The sequence below is a fragment of the Stenotrophomonas sp. GQ19 genome (genome assembly GCF_059758695.1).
In genome coordinates this window covers 800,318-817,120 of the sequence record NZ_JCAXES010000001.1, presented here as the reverse complement: position 1 = coordinate 817,120, position 16,803 = coordinate 800,318, and the positions used below count along the sequence as shown (strand labels likewise).

Annotated in this window: 13 protein-coding genes; 4 read left to right on the top strand and 9 right to left on the bottom strand. The window is 70.0% G+C overall.

The genetic code is table 11. The annotated features are described in order from the left end of the window. Window positions 1-10 precede the first annotated feature (10 nt). From AC6CHL_RS03490 to AC6CHL_RS03480, 3 genes are all read right to left on the bottom strand, one after another. Complete coding sequence (locus AC6CHL_RS03490; protein WP_498293376.1) at window positions 11-970, bottom strand: cation diffusion facilitator family transporter; 960 nt, start codon at window positions 968-970, stop codon at window positions 11-13. An 11-nt stretch (window positions 971-981) separates the two neighbouring features. Further along, a complete protein-coding gene (locus tag AC6CHL_RS03485) occupies window positions 982-1,392 on the bottom strand; it encodes a response regulator transcription factor (RefSeq protein ID WP_051598789.1) in 411 nt (136 codons plus the stop codon). Between the two features lie 104 nt (window positions 1,393-1,496). Further along, the gene (locus AC6CHL_RS03480) at window positions 1,497-2,240 is read right to left on the bottom strand and encodes an SOS response-associated peptidase (protein WP_498293373.1); all 744 of its coding nucleotides are present in this window, start codon (window positions 2,238-2,240) and stop codon (window positions 1,497-1,499) included. 168 nt (window positions 2,241-2,408) lie between these two features. Between AC6CHL_RS03480 and xth the strand changes: the two genes are divergently transcribed. Together xth and AC6CHL_RS03470 are read left to right on the top strand one after the other, a co-directional pair. Continuing rightward, on the top strand, window positions 2,409-3,203 hold the full coding sequence (gene xth / locus AC6CHL_RS03475) for an exodeoxyribonuclease III (protein ID WP_498293371.1): 795 nt from the start codon (window positions 2,409-2,411) through the stop codon (window positions 3,201-3,203). Window positions 3,204-3,223: 20 nt separating this feature from the next. Continuing rightward, window positions 3,224-7,993 (top strand): ATP-dependent helicase, encoded by a 4,770-nt coding sequence (locus AC6CHL_RS03470; RefSeq protein ID WP_498293370.1) that lies wholly within the window; start codon window positions 3,224-3,226, stop codon window positions 7,991-7,993. A gap of 12 nt (window positions 7,994-8,005) precedes the next feature. Here AC6CHL_RS03470 and AC6CHL_RS03465 read toward each other — a convergent pair whose 3' ends face one another. After that, the gene (locus AC6CHL_RS03465) at window positions 8,006-8,914 is read right to left on the bottom strand and encodes a hypothetical protein (RefSeq protein WP_498293369.1); all 909 of its coding nucleotides are present in this window, start codon (window positions 8,912-8,914) and stop codon (window positions 8,006-8,008) included. 242 nt (window positions 8,915-9,156) lie between these two features. Beyond that, window positions 9,157-10,239 carry an alpha/beta hydrolase family protein gene (locus AC6CHL_RS03460; protein ID WP_498293368.1) on the bottom strand — a complete coding sequence of 361 codons (1,083 nt, stop codon included), beginning with the start codon at window positions 10,237-10,239 and terminating at the stop codon, window positions 9,157-9,159. Between the two features lie 131 nt (window positions 10,240-10,370). Between AC6CHL_RS03460 and AC6CHL_RS03455 the strand changes: the two genes are divergently transcribed. Next, window positions 10,371-10,958: a DUF4124 domain-containing protein gene (locus AC6CHL_RS03455; RefSeq protein ID WP_498293366.1), complete on the top strand. Its 588-nt coding sequence runs from the start codon at window positions 10,371-10,373 to the stop codon at window positions 10,956-10,958. A 52-nt stretch (window positions 10,959-11,010) separates the two neighbouring features. Here the strand turns inward: AC6CHL_RS03455 and AC6CHL_RS03450 are convergent, their stop codons facing one another. The 3 genes from AC6CHL_RS03450 to AC6CHL_RS03440 form a co-directional block, all read right to left on the bottom strand. After that, window positions 11,011-13,713: a UvrD-helicase domain-containing protein gene (locus AC6CHL_RS03450; RefSeq protein WP_498293364.1), complete on the bottom strand. Its 2,703-nt coding sequence runs from the start codon at window positions 13,711-13,713 to the stop codon at window positions 11,011-11,013. A 12-nt stretch (window positions 13,714-13,725) separates the two neighbouring features. Then, window positions 13,726-13,992, bottom strand: a complete 267-nt coding sequence (locus tag AC6CHL_RS03445) for a CD225/dispanin family protein (RefSeq protein ID WP_498293363.1) — start codon at window positions 13,990-13,992, stop codon at window positions 13,726-13,728. Between the two features lie 66 nt (window positions 13,993-14,058). After that, window positions 14,059-15,273 carry an MFS transporter gene (locus AC6CHL_RS03440; RefSeq protein ID WP_038687844.1) on the bottom strand — a complete coding sequence of 405 codons (1,215 nt, stop codon included), beginning with the start codon at window positions 15,271-15,273 and terminating at the stop codon, window positions 14,059-14,061. Window positions 15,274-15,523: 250 nt separating this feature from the next. On the opposite strand from AC6CHL_RS03440, the gene AC6CHL_RS03435 reads away from it, so the two are divergent. After that, complete coding sequence (locus AC6CHL_RS03435; protein ID WP_498293362.1) at window positions 15,524-16,513, top strand: GAF domain-containing protein; 990 nt, start codon at window positions 15,524-15,526, stop codon at window positions 16,511-16,513. A gap of 12 nt (window positions 16,514-16,525) precedes the next feature. On the opposite strand, the gene AC6CHL_RS03430 is transcribed toward AC6CHL_RS03435, so the two are convergent. Continuing rightward, window positions 16,526-16,765, bottom strand: a complete 240-nt coding sequence (locus AC6CHL_RS03430; RefSeq protein WP_498293360.1) for a DUF1653 domain-containing protein — start codon at window positions 16,763-16,765, stop codon at window positions 16,526-16,528. Window positions 16,766-16,803: the final 38 nt, after the last annotated feature.

Here is a 16,803-nt window from a genome sequence, read left to right as displayed (position 1 = left end):
GGGCCGGTTGTTACGGTGACGGGCGGTGCTCGCCGAGCGCTGCCCGTCGCGCGCGGAACACCTCCGGCGTCTGCGGCTTCACGAACAGCGCCACCAGCTCGGGGTACTCCGCTTTCACCGCTTTCTCGATGCGGGTGATGCACGCCTCGATCTGCGGGGTGGTGCGGTCGTCCTCGAATTCGGCGCTCAGCATTGCCACCACCTGGTCGGGCCCCATCTGCATGGTGGTGACGCCGTTGGCATTGCGCAGGTCCGGGTCGGTGTTGGCCACCGCCAGGATCCGGTTGGCCACGCTGGGGTGGGCCGGCTCGCCCACCAGCAGTCCCTTGGTTTCGCGGGCGAGCAGGAAGGCCGTGACCGCCAGCACCGCGGCAATGCACAGCGAGGCCACGCCATCGAGCACCGGCATGTCCAGCAGTTGTGCAGCCAACAGGCCCACCAGCGCGAATCCAAGACCCAGCAGCGCTGCACTGTCTTCCAGCAGCACGGTGAAGGTGGTGGGGTCCTTGCTGCGGCGGAAGGCCTCGAAGTAGCCCATCGTGCCCTTGCTGGCACGGAACTCGCGCAGCGCGATCCACCACGACGCGCCTTCAAACGCGATGGAGATGCCCAGCACCGAATAGCTGATCAGGTGGTTGGTGGCCGGCTCGGGGTGGCGGATGTGCTGGATGCCTTCATAGGCCGACACGCCCGCACCGGCGGCGAACACCAGCAGCGCCACGATGAAGCTCCAGAAGTACAGCTCGCGCCCGTAGCCGAACGGGTGCACGGTGTCGGGCTTCTTCTCCGAGCGGCGCAGACCGTACAGCAACAACACCTCGTTGATGGTATCCACCAGCGAATGCACACCCTCGCTGAGCATCGCCGAACTGCCCGACAGGCCGGCGGCCACGAACTTGGCGATGGCGATGCACAGATTGCCAGCCAGTGCGGCGTAGATGACCAGGCGGGAACCGGACGGCGCGGCCATAACGGGGGAACTCAGTCTGCGGCGCGGTTGGAAGGTGGACCGTTGCGGCCGCGTTCGACGGCGTCCTCGACGCGTGCCACCAGTTCGTTGATGTTGAAGGGCTTGCCGATGAAGGGAACGCCCTGATGCTGCTTGGGCACCATCTGGATGTAGACCGCCGAAGCGAACAGGAACGGCGTGCCGGTGCGGGCGAGGCGATCGGCTACCGGAAACACCGGCCCGTCACCCAGCTCGATGTCCAGCACGGCAGCGTCAAAGCGCTGGTAAACCAGCGTGCCGAGCGCGTCGGTGACCGAATAGGCCGGTACCACGTCATAACCGGCCTGGCTGAGCACTTCTACGAACAACCGGGACACGTCGATCTCGTCTTCCACGACCAGAACAACACCACGCGAAGGGGGAATGCGCACACTACCGTTCATGGGGTTTTTACTGAGGGGGTATTTGATCCTGTGCCTGCTGATGTCAACGCAGCGCCAAGTTGTGTTACGTCGCCGTTGACAGAGGCATGCGGCCAACGCGTGCGCTAGTCCGCGCCGTCTTCATCGTCCAGACCATCGCCATCCCACGCCGCGGGGCCGCTGTCGGCGCCTTCCGCGGCCGGGTCCACCGGTTCCAGCAGGGTGTAGTCGTCGCGCGCGGGATCACGGAAGGCGCGGCTCACCGGATAGGCCTCCAGCGCTGGCGTATAGGCCTGCGCCTGAAGTGCGGCGGGCGTATGCAGGGCACCGGACAGCCACGCCATCGCCACCGGCGCATCGATGAACACCGGTCCATCGGGCGTGAGCGGGGCAGGGATGCCGGGGTTCGGCGCGGTCAGCACGGTGAAGCTGTCGATCTCCTCGCCATCTTCGCCGGCCCAGTGTTCCCACAGGCCGGCCGCCAGCAGCGCCAGGCCGTCGGTGCGTTGCACGAACAACGGCCACGGCGGGCGACGCTGCCGATCCCATTTGTAATAGCCGGTCAGGGCAACCACGCAGGGTCGCTGCTGCCAGGCCTGGGCGAAGATGCGGCTTTTGGCGGCGCGCTCCAGCCGCGCGGTTACGGTGGTGTAGGGCGTGGACGGTTGTTTGGACCAGCGCGGTACCAGGCCCCAGCGCATGTCCGCCGCCACCAGGCTGCCATCGCCGTCGCGGGCCAGCACGGTGGCGCTGCCGTTCTTGCCGATGTTGTAGCGGTCCGGGGCGGTGGCCAGTGCGTCGGCCAGCGAAGCCGGCAGTCCAACGGGCAGTGAGGCAGGGTCGGCGATGGCTTGGGCGAAGCGGCGCATGCCCGCAGGGTACGGGGGCGGTTGTGAGCCGCCGGTCAGGGTGACGCGCCGATGACATGCACCGGCGTCTAATCGGCGCATGGTCAACGCTTCCTTGTCGCTGTCGCTGCACGCACGCGCACCCGCGCGGTGTCACTGCGCGTCTCCTGCGCTGGCGAGGCCAGGCCGATGACGCGCCGCAAGACCCTCACGCTGGCTACCTACAACGTCAACGGCATCGGCACGCGGTTGCCGCACCTGCTGGCGTGGCTGGCGGCCGAGAAGCCCGACGTGGTGGCGCTGCAGGAGCTGAAGGCAACCGACGCGGCGTTTCCGGCGGCCGAACTGGAACAGGCCGGCTATGGCGCACTATGGCTGGGTGAGGCGCGCTGGAACGGCGTGGCCTTGCTGGGGCGCGGTGTGACGCCGGTTGAAAGCCGCCGACGCTTGCCGGGCGAACCGGCCGACACCCAGAGCCGCTACCTGGAAGCGGCCATCCACGGCATCGTGGTGGCGGGCATCTACCTGCCCAACGGCAATCCGCAACCGGGCCCGAAGTTCGACTACAAGCTGCGCTGGATGGAGCGCCTGGTCAAACACGCCCGCAGCCTGGTGGCGCTGCCGCACCCGGTGGTGATCATGGGCGACTTCAACGTCATTCCCACCGACGCGGACGTGTACGACCCCAAGGCCTGGCGCAAAGATGCCCTGCTGCAGCCGGAGGTGCGCGATGCCTACGCGCGTCTGTTGGCACAGGGCTGGACCGATGCGCTGCGTGCGCGCCACCCCGACGAGGTGATCTACACGTTCTGGGATTACTTCCGCCAGCATGCCGAGCGCGACCGTGGCCTGCGCATCGACCACCTGCTGCTCAATCCCGCGCTGGCCGACCGTCTCAAGGACGCCGGCGTGGACCGCTGGGTGCGTCTGCAGGACAAGGCCAGCGACCATGCGCCCACGTGGGTGGTGGTGAACGCGCCTTGAGGCGATCATCTGTTCCGCCCATGCCCACTTCCACGCCCCACGCCACGCCATCACTGGCCGCCTTCGAGCCGGCCACCCGCGCCTGGTTCACGTCCGCGTTCGACGCTGCCACGCCGGTGCAGGTTGCCGCGTGGGCGGCCATTGGTGCCGGCGACCACACGCTGGTGATCGCCCCGACCGGATCGGGCAAGACCCTGGCCGCGTTCCTGCATGCGATCGACCGCCTGTTCCGGGTGCGTGCGCAGCGGCCGCGCGTGCCCGGTGACGGCACCGGCGTGCTGTACATCTCGCCGATCAAGGCGCTGGGCGCGGACGTGCACCGCAACCTGCAGGTGCCGTTGGAGGGCGTGAACGCGCAGCGCGCACTGCGCGGGGACCCGGCGTTGGCGTTGTCGGTGGCGATCCGCAGTGGCGACACCACCAGCGCCGAACGCGCCCGGCTGCTGCGGCGGCCGCCGGACATCCTGATCACCACGCCCGAATCGCTGTTCCTGATGCTCACCTCCAAGGCGCGCGACAGCCTGCGCGACGTGCATACGGTGATCATCGACGAGATCCACGCGGTGGCCGGCAGCAAACGCGGCACCCACCTGGCGTTGAGCCTGGAGCGCCTCGACGCGCTGGCGCAGCAACCGGTGCAGCGGATCGGCCTGTCGGCCACGGTGCGCCCGGTGGAGCAGGTGGCCGGCTTCCTGGGCGGCGACCGGCCCGTCACCGTGGTCAACCCGCCGTCGGACCGGCAGCTGGACGTGCGCATCGTGGTGCCGGTGGAGGACATGGCCGATATTCCCTCGCCGCTGGGCGAGGGCGGCACTGCGCTGGCGGGCCGGGTCGGGTCGATCTGGCCGCACGTGGAGGCCAGCATCCTGGACCAGGTGCTGGCGCGACGCGCCACCATCGTCTTTGCCAACTCACGCGGCGTGGCCGAAAAACTCACCGCGCGGCTCAACGAGCTGTATGCCGACCGCCTGGCACGCGATCCCGGCGTGCACGCACCGCCAGCCGCCGCGCAGGATACCGTGCCTGCAGAGGGCCATTACGCCTCCTTCAACGGCGGCACCAGCGGGCGGGTGAGCGGGGCGGCGGCGCTGATTGCGCGTTCGCACCATGGGTCGGTGTCCAAGGAACAGCGCCGCGAGATCGAACAGGCGTTGAAATCCGGCGAACTGCGCTGCGTGGTGGCTACCTCGAGCCTGGAGCTGGGCATCGACATGGGGCGCGTCGATCTGGTGATCCAGGTCGCGGCGCCGCCATCGGTGGCCAGCGCGCTGCAACGGGTGGGGCGGGCCAGCCACCAGGTAGGCGGCACATCCACGGGGCTGGTGTACCCGCGCACGCGGCGCGACCTCATCGATGCCACCGTGGCCATCGAGCGCATGCTGGCCGGACGCATCGAAGCGGTGGATCCGCCGCAGAACCCGTTGGACGTCCTGGCCCAGCAGACGGTGGCGGCCGCCGCCATGGATACCCTGGATGTGGACGCCTGGTATGCCCGCGTGCGCCGCGCTGCGCCGTATCGCACGCTGCCTCGCAGTGCGTTCGATGCAACCTTGGACATGCTTACGGGGCGTTATCCGTCCGACGACTTCGCGGGCTTCCGCCCGCGCCTGGTCTGGAACCGGCAGACCGGCACGCTGGAAGCGCGGCCGGGTGCGAAACAGCTGGCCGTGACCAGCGGCGGCACCATCCCCGACCGCGGCATGTTCGGCGTGGTGCTGCCCGAAGGCGAGGAGCGCGCCGGGTCGCGGCGCGTGGGCGAGCTGGACGAAGAAATGGTGCACGAGTCGCGGGTCAACGATGTGATCACGCTGGGCGCCACGTCGTGGCGCATCGAACAGATTACCCATGACCAGGTAGTAGTGACGCCCGCGCCCGGGCGCTCGGCGCGGTTGCCGTTCTGGCGCGGCGAAGGCGTAGGACGGCCGGCGGAACTGGGCGAAGCGGTCGGGGCCTTCATAGCGGCGCTGGAACGCGCTGCCGATGAAGGCGAGCGGCCCGCCGCGATGACCGAACGCCTGCAGGCCTGCGGGCTGGCCAGCAATGCCATCGAAAACATTTACGGGCTGCTGGACGAGCAGCGCCAGGCCACCGGCGTGCTGCCTACCGACCGCAGGCTGGTGGTGGAGCGTTGCCGTGACGAGAACGGCGATTGGCGGCTGATGCTGCATTCGCCTTACGGGCGACGCGTACACGACCCGTGGGCCCTGGCGATGGCCGCGCGCATCCGCGAACGCTGGGGCGTGGACCCGGCGGTGGTGGCCAGCGACGACGGCATCATCGCGCGGATTCCCGATACGGCCGGCCGCCTGCCCGGCGCGGACCTGTTCCTGTTCGACCCGGAACAGGTGCGGCGCGAGGTGGCCCGTGCGGTGGGAACATCGGCGCTGTTCGCGGCCCGTTTCCGCGAATGTGCGGCGCGTGCGCTGTTGCTGCCGCGACGCAGCCCGGGGCGGCGCTCGCCGCTGTGGCAGCAACGCCTGCGGGCGGCCGAACTGCTGGCCATCGCACAGCGCTACCCCGACTTCCCGATCCTGATCGAGGCCGCGCGCGAGTGCCTGCAGGACGTGTACGACCTGCAGGCGCTGGGCGCGCTGATGCAGCGCCTGGCCGAGGGCAGCGTGGCCATCGCCGAGGTCACCACCGAGGTGCCATCGCCGTTCGCGGCGAACCTGTTGTTCGGCTACGTGGCCGAGTTCATGTATGGCACCGACGTGCCGCTGGCCGAGCGACGCGCGTCGGTCCTGTCGCTGGATGACGGCCTGCTGGCCGACCTGCTCGGGCAGGTGGACATGGGCGAGCTGCTGGACGCGGCCGTGGTCGACCAGGTCGGTGCGGAGCTGCAGCGTCTTGCGCCGGCGCGGCGCGCGAAGGGAAGGGAAGGAGTGGCTGACCTGCTGCGCGAGCTGGGCCCGCTGTCGCTGCCGGAGGTGGCGCGGCGGCTGGTGGACGAGGCGGCCATCGAGCACCTGCACGCCCTCGAACGCGACCACCGCGCCCTGCGCATCCGCTTGGCCGGCAGCGAACACTGGGCGGCGGTGGAAGATGCCACACGGCTGCGCGATGCGCTGGGCATCGCCTTGCCAGCGTTGCCACCGCATGCCGTATTGCCGCCATCCACCGATCCGCTTGGGGAACTGCTGGCCCGGTACGCGCGTACCCACGCGCCCTTTACCACCGCGCAAGTGGCAACGGCATTCGGCGTGGGCGTGGTGGTGGCCGACGCAGCGCTGGAACAGCTGCAGGCGCAGGGCAAGGTGCTGCGCGGCAGCTTCGGGGTAGTCCGCCAGGGGCAGGAGGCGGCGGCTGGCGTGCCCGCACCGCTGGCGCTGGCCCATCACGAATGGGTGGCCGACGACGTGCTGCGTCGGCTGCGCACGCGCTCGCTGCAGGCGGCGCGCGCGGCCACCCGGCCGGTCGCGCAGGATGCCTACGCGCTGCTGCTGCTGGAGCGGCAGGGCCTGGTGCCCGACGCGGCGCCGCCGGTGCGCGTGGCCCACGTGTCGACCGCCGCGTTGCACGGCATCGATGGCGTGGCGAGGGTAGTGGAACTGCTGGCCGGCGTGAGCGCGCCCGCATCGGTCTGGGAGAGCCAGATTCTGCCCGCACGGGTGGGCGACTACGCACCGGGCATGCTGGATGAACTGCTCGCCACCGGCAGCGTGCTGTGGGCCGGTCATGCGCGCATCGGCGACGATGATGGGCTGGTCTCACTGCACCTGCAGGAGGTCGCGTTCGAGACCCTGCCGGTACCCACCGTGACCGACCTTTCGCCGTTGCAGCAGGCCATCGTGGCGGCGCTGGGCGAGGGCGGTGCCTATTTTGCGCGCGCCTTGGCGATGGCCGTGCAGGGGCGGTTGGCCGCAACGGCGACGGATCCGGACACGGTGCCGGCGATCACTCTGGACACGCTGCATGCGGCCTTGTGGGACCTGGTCTGGGCCGGCCATGTCACCACCGACATCTGGTCGCCGCTGCGCGGGCTGTCCGGCACGCGCACGCCGCGCCCGCGGGTGGTGCGGCCCACCCGGCGGCAGCGCGATCCGCGCTGGATCGACATGGCCGCGCCACGCGAACACGCCGACACGTCGCCGACCTCGGTCGCGAGTTTTGCCGCACCCAGCCTGGCGGGGCGCTGGTCATTGCTGCCGCGCGAGACCACCAGCGACACCGTGCGTGCGGTGGCGCTCGCCGACGGCCTGCTCGACCGGCATGCCATCGTCACCCGTGGCGCGGCGGTGGCCGAGGGCATCGTGGGCGGATTCCCGGCGCTGCAGCAGGTGTATCGCAGCATGGAAGATGCCGGCCGCGTGCTGCGCGGCCGCTTCGTGACGGGGCTGGGCGGCGCGCAGTTCGCCGAGCGCGCCACGGTGGACCGGCTGCGCGCCATCGCCGACACCCTGCAGGCAGCGCCGTCGCCGGTAGTGGTGGGGCTGTCCGCGCTGGATCCCGCCAACCCCTTCGGCAGCGTGCTGCCGTGGCCAGCGCATGCCGCCACGCTGCGCCCGGTGCGACGCGCCGGCGCGCTGGTGGTCATCGGCGCCGGGCGCCCGCTGATGTATTTGGCACAAGGTGGGCGCCAGTTGCTCACGTGGTTCGATGCGGCGCAGGCAAGCGCGGATCTCACCCGGGCCGCGTGCCAGGCGTTGGCGGCGGCGTTGGGGCGTGGCCGACGGGGGCGCTTCACCCTGGAACTGATCAACGATGCACCGGTCGGTCGCGATGCACTGACCGACGCGCTGCGTGCCGCCGGATTCCGCGGTGCGCCCCGTGGCCTGGACTGGGAAGGGTGATCCAGACGCGGTCTAGCTGACCGCCACCAGTTGCTGCTTCGATACCGGGCGCAGCGCGAGTTTGTAGGTGACATTGGTGATGGTGCGGCGCGGATCGGTGGGGTGTGGGCGGGTCGCGGTGCTGGTCCTGCCCAGCCGCCACAGCCCCAGCATGACCACCTGCGCGCCCACCGGGAACGACTGCAGCCACGCTGCATCGTCATGGCCCACGCTGACCTCGACGAACACACGCTCGTCCACGATGCCGGTGTGCTGGTACTTCGGTGCGCAGTTCAGGAACGTGGTGCTGAAATCCGCGCCGGGTTGCGCGGCCCGGTGCGAACGCACGGTGCCTGACAGGGCCAGGGGAATCTCATTGCTGGCCGCATCCACGCGCTCCCATGCCGCATCGTAGCGGTCCAGTGCGTAGAAGAACGCATCCCACGCCACCCGCTTCTTGCCCAGCCGCAACACCACCCGGGCGTCCAACAGCGCGTCGTCGTCGCACATCGCGCGCAGCACCAGCAGCGCGTTCACGGTGCGCAGGTGGGCATCCAGCGCCGGCCCGCCGCCACGCTTCAGGTCCTGGTGCAGGGGCAGCAGGCGCAGCTCGTGGCGGCCGTCCTCCAGCCGATGCACCAGCGCCGGATCGAGGATGCTGGCCAGCAGCGCGTCCAGGCGACCGGGCACGTTGTAACGGCAGGTGGGCGCGTGCTCGGCGTCCTTTTCCAGCTGGATCCCGGCGGGAATCGTGACGGGCACGCGATCAGCACCGGTGCGGGTGTGCTCGGGCACGAAGCGGACCTGCGCGGTGCAGCCTTCACCGTCGCAGAACAGCGCCGGCAACGTCTGCGCTGCGTCCACGCGCTGCTGAAGACCGGCGATGCCATGCGCGGTGCCATGCGACCCGACGGCGGTGTACATCGTGATTGCGCGACTCATCTGGAACCAACTGCACCGACCGGGGGCCTACATGGTAGCGGTATTGGTGGGGCAGCCCCCGTGCGCGTCAGACCGGCGACCAGTGGCGGCACACCGGAAACGCCGGTCGCCGGCCCGCTCCCAATAACCCGGTAGTGCCGGCCGCTGGCCGGCTCCCGATAACCCGTGGAGCCGGCCAGCGGCCGGCACTACCCGGGGGCATCGCCGAGGCCGCGCGGCCACGTTGCGGTTACAACACCCCGTCAGCGGGCGGCAGCCTGCAGGGCACCTACCACGTCGGTATCGACGAAGCCGCAATGGCCTTCCCCGGTGCGCGGCAGCAAGGTAGGCGGGCGGAGGGCACCGGCGTGGGCGGCCAGGGCGGTGTACACCTCTTCGAAGCGCGCGCTGATGGTGGGGTCGTCGCGGTTGTACTGGATCACCAGCGGGCGTTGCAGCGCGCCGTTCAACCCCAGCTGGCGACGCAGATTGGCCTGTGCGGCGGGGTCGGCATCCACGCGGCGCACCGCAGCGTTGAAGGCGGCGTCATCGCCGAACCCTGCATACACGGTGTCGTGGTTCCCCACCGGAACGCCGCCACTGCGCCTGACCAGGTCGTGCCAGACCAGCGCGTGCAGGCTGATGGTGCCGGCCAACTGGTTGGCCGGCACCTGCAGGCGCGTGGCCAGGGTGGCGGCCAGCGCCGGCTGCGATTGCACGGCGGCGTCGATGGCCGGATACAGCGCCTGTTGTGGCAGCGTGGCCGCGGCCGTCGAGGCCAGCCCGTCCACCGGCAGCCCCGGGGCCGCAGGGAACAGGGTGTCGAACGCGAGCAGGGTGGTCAGCATTTCGCGGGCCAGCACCTCCCCGGGCAGGTTGGCCCCGCACAACGACACACCGCCGGCGTAGTGCTGCGGGTAGCGTTCCAGCGTGGCAATGGCCACGGCACCCCCCATCGAAAAGCCCAGAATCCAACTGCGCTGCGTGCGCGGATGTGCGTCCAGGAAGTGCTGCCGCAGGCGTTCGGTGTCGGCGATGGCATCGCTCACCGCCCAGCCTTGGCTGGCGTACCCGCTCTGCGCCACGGCGTACCCGGCCTTCAACAGGGCGGGGGTGGCATCGTTGGCCGGCCACACCGCGTCGCGCGGGGTGCCGGCCGGCTCGAAGCCGTGCGCAAGCATCACCAGTTCACCGTTCCAGCGCGCCGGCAGGTCGATGCGCCATGGCGCACCCTGCAGCTGGCCACTCTGTGTGGGCGGCGGTGGGTCGCCAGGGATGGCGGTTGCCCAACCCGGCAGCGGTGTGGCCAGGGCGATGACAAGTGGCAGCAAGATCGATCTACGCATCGTGGGTGTCCTGAGGCCAGGGCCGTCTGGCTGGAGCATAACCGCACAACAGGAATCGGGACGACGGTACTGGTGCGCTCCCATGCCAGCGGTCAAGAATGGCCCTACAACGAACACGGCGGAGTGCATTCATGGACGGAAGGCAATGGTGGGGCATGGCGCTGGTGTGCGCGGCAGGGGCGCTGGCCGTAGTGCCCTCGGCCCAGGCGCAGGTCTATAAATGCACCGGCGCCAAGGGTGAAACCGTGTACGCGCAGCAGCCGTGTGGCGCGGGCGCCAAAGAGGTCACCGTCCGCGCGAGCCGGGCGGCAACCCGGACCCCGGGAGAGGCCGCCACGCAGTCGGCGGTGTTCCGCTCCACCGATCTGTCCGATGCGTCCATCGCCGAGCGCAACTGCATGAACGCGGCGCGGTCGAACATCCAGGGGCCGATTGACCGGCGCATCGAGACCTATCAGCGCCAGGTAGCCGCACTGAACCAGCAATTGGGCCGCACCGATGAAGACGCGCTGGCCGCCGCCACGCGCGACGCGGGCGTGCGTGCGCAGATCGCCAGCCTGGAGCAGTCGATCAGCGCCGAGCGCCGCAGCGCGGACAGCGCCCTCACCTCGGCGCAGCAGCGCTGTGCCGAGCAGCGCCGGGATCGTGAAGCCAGCATCGAGCGCACGTACGCCCCGGTGCACGCGCCCTCCGACACCGCAACCGACGGCCTGCGCTAGTTCAGCGAGCCGGCCGCGCGGTGTGGCGGCGCCGCATCCGGCCGGAGGCCCATCAATGCGTGGCGTGCACGGCCGGCTGGCGCGGCTTGTACTGGCACCGCGGGTAGCCCGAGCACGACTGGAAGCTGCCGTAGGCACCACTGCGCTGCACGATCACCCCGCCATCGCAGGCCGGGCAGGGCTGTTCCTGGATGCGCTTGCCATCGAGCGATGTCACCTGCACGGCGCCGTCCTGCACCAGTTCGGTGAGGAACGCCGAGCGCCTGCCACGCACGCTGAACATCGCCACCGTGCGCCGCGCACGGGTCAGCGCCACGTAGAACAGGCGGCGCTCCTCGCCCAGCGGCCAGGTGTCGGCGTGGGGCATGGCCAGCGCCAGCACCGGGTCGTCGGCGCGGGTGTTGGGGAAGCTGCGCTCCAGCATGGCCGGCAGGATCACCACGTCCGCCTCGGCGCCCTTGGCACGGTGCGCGGTCAGGAAGCGCACCTCCAGCTGCGGGCCGAACCGTGCCTGCCAATCGGGCGGCACGAACGCGCGGTCGGCGTTGTACCGGCCCAGCACGAACACCGACAACTTGCCGCTGCGCCCCGGCGCGCGCTCGCCACTGAGCAGCTGGCGCTGCAGCTGCTGCAGGTACTGGCCCACGGCATCGCGCAGCTGGTCGCGGTTGGCCACCTGGAAGGCCAGCAGTGCCGGCCCCTGCGCGGCGGTCTGCGACCGCACCTGCTTGTCGATCTGCGCCGGGTTCCGGCTGATGAAGCGGCTGGACACATCGCACAGCGCCTGCGGGCAGCGGAAGGTCTGCTCCAGCTTCAGCACCTGGCCGTGCCCGAACCAGTCGACGAAACCGGTCATCACCGACACATCGGCGCCGGCGAAGCGGTTGATCGATTGCCAGTCGTCGCCCACCGCGAACAGGTGCCGGCCCGGCGCCTGCACCAGTGCGCGGCACAGGCGCACACGGGCGCGCGAGGCGTCCTGGAATTCATCGGCCATCACCAGCTGGTAGGGCGAGGCATAGCGGCCCTGCTCGAGCAGCTCGGCGGCCTGGTTGAGCATGTCCTCGAAGTCGATCGCGTGCTCGGCGGCCAGCGCGTCGTCCCAGCCCTGCAGGATCGGCGCGGCCAGCGCCAGGAACAGGCGATGGCGGTGCTTGAACTGGTCCTCGGGCAGGGCACGCAGGCGCTGCGCCATGTCCTCCACCGTCAGCCCGTTGCTTTTGGCGTGGCTGATGAAGGTGCGCACCAGCGCGATCAGTTCGGTGTCGGGCATGGGCCGTGCGCCACTCTCGGGCAGTGCGCGGTCGGGGTTGGGGTCAAGCAGTACCCCGTGCCTGGCCAGCGCTTGGCCGAGCAGCTCGAACAGCGCGCCGCTGCGCAAGGCGGCCGAATCGGTATGCAGCGTGTCGGCGCGGTCGCGTGCGGTTGCCTCAGGCGCGCCACTGCGGTGTTCATGCCGCAGCGGGGTGCCGGTGTAGTGGAAGCTCGCGGCACCGGCCACGTGGCGATCGGTGCCGGGGTCGAAGTGGTCGCCGCGCTCGTAGCGGTAGCCGACCCCGTTGTAGAACAGCCAGTCGGCAATCAGGCAGGCCTCAATGTCCTGCACCCGCTCGCCGTTGAGGGTGTGCACATAGCCGCGTCCGTCGGCCTCCCACCCATCGGCGATGGGCGCGCTGCCCTGCGTGACCAGGTCGCGCCCGAACACCAGCCGGAACAGGTCCCACTGGGTCCGGAACGCATGCGAGCGGTCCTTGAGCTGGTCCACCAGGTCGGCGAGCCGCTCCAGCCCTTGGCCGGCGTCCACCGCCCAGTCCGGCACGTTCGGGAAACGCCCGGTGGCCTGGCCGATGATCTGCCGGCCCAGCGCGTGGAACGTGCGCGCCTGCACGCCCTCGGCGTCCATCCCCAGCCGCTGGAAGGCCTGGTCGGCGCGCTGCTGCAGCTCGTTGGCGGCATCCTTGTTGAAGGCCAGCATCACGATCTGCTCGGCGGCCACCAGCCCACGGTCCACCGCATAGGCGGCCTTGGCCACCATCGTGGCGGTCTTGCCCGATCCTGCGGCGGCCACCACCAGCACGCGGCTGTCGAAGCACAGCACCGCCTGCAGCTGCTCGTCGGTCAGCGGGCGCTGCTCCACCCGGTCCAGCAGGGATGCCGCCACCGCGCGCTCGCGTTGCATGTGCGTTGCGTTGCGGGCCTTCCAGGCGGCAGGCCAGTCGCCGCACCAGCGGTTGAGGTCGTCTTCGATCTGCGATGCGTCGCCGGGCAACTGGCTGCGCAGGTCCGGATCATCGAACACCGCCCACAACCCCTCGTCATCCAGCGCCAGCGCCGGGCGTCGCTGCAGCAGCGCGTGTTGGTGTTCGGTGGTGAACCAGCGCTGCTGACGGTCGGCCTGCGCCAACGCGGCATCGGCCTCGTCGAGCCACTCGCCAATCACCACCAGCGCCTCGCGCATGGTCTGCACCGGGTGGTCGGCAGCATCGGGTTCCAGGCGCTGCGCCAACGCGGCCTGCAGCGGGCCCAGCTGCGCATTGGGCAGCCCGTCCACGTGCACCGTTGCATCGTCGGCAAACAGGGTCAGCCCGGTCCAGAACAGGCCGCGCTTGAATGTTATCGACGTGGTACGCAGCGGCGCCCGGTGCAGATGCCCGTCAACCTCCAGCGTGATCTGCGCTGCGCCCAGCTGCAGCCGCCACGCGGGCGACTGTGTGATGCGTTGGCCCTGCGCCGAGGGACCCCAGTACTGCGTCATGCCGCCAACGCCTCAACCCACTACGCGAAGCAGCAGACCATACCCGATCAGCACCACGCCCAGCAGGGGAATGGCGACCAGCGAGGCGATCGACCAGCGCAGTGCCTTGCGCGAGGCGGTGGTGGCCAAGGCCATGTTGCCGGCCAACCGATGCGAGGCCACGCGGTTGGCGTGGATCGTGGCGACGATGCCGAACGGCGGAAATCCGCAGATGATGCTGATCACCGCGAACGCCATGTGGTCCTTGGGCGCGTTGGCCGGTGGCGTAGCCGTGTTCATTGCACCATCCATGTTCGAAGGGCCCGGGAGTTTACCCGGGCGCCTTGCGGTTGCGCAGCCCGGCGCTCACCCCTCGCAGGCCACCGCGCTGCGCGAACGCCGGTCCACCAGCACCGCAACGCCCCACAACAGCAGGCCGCCCAGTGCCGTTGCCGCACCGACGTACCCGGTAGTGGCCGGGCTGAAACCGGCGCCGATGGCCATGCCACCGAACCACGGGCCCAGTGCATTGGCGGTGTTGAACGCGGCATGGTTGGATGCGGCGGCCAGCGTCTGTGCTTCGCCGGCCACGTCCATCAAGCGGGTCTGCAGCACCGCGGCCAGCGCGCCCATGGTGCCCACGGCGATGATCATCGGGAAAATGCTCCACACCGACTGCGCCGCCAACGGGTACGCCAGCAGCACCACGATCGACCACACCAGCACCAGTGCAGCGGCACGGAAGTGGAAGCGGTCCACCAGCCAGCCACCGGCCACGTTGCCGATGATCGCGCCGATGCCGAAGATGCCCACTGCCAGCGGCATCCAGGATTCGGCCAGGCCGGTTACCTGGACCAGCGTGGGCGCCAGGTAGGTGAACACGCAGAACATGCCGGCAAACCCCACCGAACCGATCGCCAGCGCCAGCCACACCTGGGTGCGGTTGAACGCGCGCAGTTCGCGCATCGGCGAGGTGCGCACTTCATCGGGATCGGGCAGCAGGTAGCGCGCAATCATCACCACGGTGGCGATGGCCAGCACGCTGACCAGCGCGAAGGCGGTGCGCCAGCTGAACTGCTGGCCCAGCCAGGTGGTGAGCGGGTTGCCCACCAGGATCGCCACCGACAGGCCCAGCAGCACCTTGGACATGGCTGCGCCGCGCTGTGCGGGCGGGCTGATGGCCGCGGCCACCAGCATCGCCACGCCGAAGTAGGCGCCGTGCGGCAGGCCGGCCACGAACCGGGCCACCAGCATGGTGCTGTAGTTGGGGGCCAGCGCGCTGGCCAGGTTGCCCACCGCGTAGAAGCCCATCAGCCCCAGCAGCAACGTGCGCCGGGCATAGCCGGCGCCGGCGAAAGCCAGCACCGGTGCACCCACCACAACGCCGATGGCGTAGGCGCTGATCAGGTGGCCCACCTGGGTTTCGCTGATCGACAGGCCGCGGCTGATTTCCAGCATCAGGCCCATGCTGGCGAACTCACTGGTGCCGATGGCGAAGCCACCCAGCGACAGGGCCAGCAGGATGAACGTGCGCTCGCGCGGGGACAGGCGCGCGGCCAGGGGGGCAATCGAAAGGCTCATGCGGGTGCGGTGGCGGATGCGTTGCAACGGGGAGCGGGGCATTGTACTGCTGCGGCGCAGCAATACCCCGGTTCTGTCGTGCCGCCGGGTAGGATGCTGTGATGCGCCGCCGGGCAACGCAGGCGCCCGCAGCACAAACGTGAAGCGCCGCACGGGCTGTCTCGCGGGATCGTGCGACAATTCATTCCCTGTACCCCCGATGTGGCGGGTACGCCTGCACGGGGCCCACGCCGCCCCATCGAGGAACGCAATGCACACAGGCTCCGGCTTCCCCAGTGTGGTCGGCTTTGACCTGCCTGGCCGGCAGGACGGGCCGGCCCCGTCGCGGGTGATTGTCAGTGCCTTGCTCGACACCACCCCGGCCGATGACTGGATGCGGGTCCTGGATCGCCTGGCCTGGCCGGCATTGCGGCTGGACCACGGCGTCGAACAGCTGCGCCTGGTGGGGCAGGGCATCCACTTCGTCGGGGATATCCGGGATGGACGCGGGTTGTCGGCCGCCGTGCGCGAACTGTTCGACCTGGTCACGGCCAAGGTGCTCTCTGCGCGCATGGCCGCGCTCGAAAATCCGGTGGACGACCTCGCACTGACGGCCCCGCCGTTGGCGCCCATCCTGGTGTCGCACGATCCGCGCCTCGCCGATGTCGCCGCATTGTTGGAACTACCGGCGCTGCCGGCCCTGCTGGAACTGGCCAGCCGCCTGACCGGCATGCGCTTCGTTGCGGTCGCGCGGGTCACCGCCGAACGCTGGACGGCGTGCGCCGTGCACGACCTGCTGGGCTTCGGGCTGCAACCCGGGCAAGACCTGGTGCTGGAAACCACCATCTGCGACGAGATCCGCCAGCACCATCACACGGTGCAGTTCGACCACGCCAGTGCCGACCCGGTGTTCTCCACCCATCCCACGCCGGCGATGTACGGCTTTGAAAGCTATCTGTCGGTGCCGATGTTCCGGCGTGACGGCAGCCTGTTCGGCACCCTGTGTGCGTTGGACCCCAACCCCTCGCAGCTGGATGCGGTAAGCGTGCGGTGCTTCGAAGTGCTGGCCGCATGGATCGGCGCGCAGCTGGAGCTGGAGGACGCGCAGGGCACCATCGACGGCCAGGCGCCACAGACCGTGCGTGCCGCGTTGGCGGCGGTCGCCGAACAGGCGGCACGGATCGCCGCCAGCGCGGCGCCAACGTCAGCGTTGCACGACACCGCCAAGCGCATCGAAGCGTTGAGCCGGGTGGAGCGCTGAGGCCACGCAGGCTCAGCTGTCGGCGTCGACCCGGGCAAAGCGCAGGCGGCGCACGCCGTCCACCTCCACCTCCGCGCAGAACATGGCGAACGGGCGTACCCACAGGCCCACGTCCGCATCGCGCGGGCGGTACAGCACCAGCGGCTCCAGCGTTTCGCTGTGGCGCACCACGCCCAGCACGTCGTAGTTGCCGCCCTTGAAATGGCGGTAGTGGCCAAGGGGCAGGCTGGGCAGGGGCGCAAGATCGGACATGGTGGCGTGGGCAGGTCAACCGATGGCCGCGAAGTATC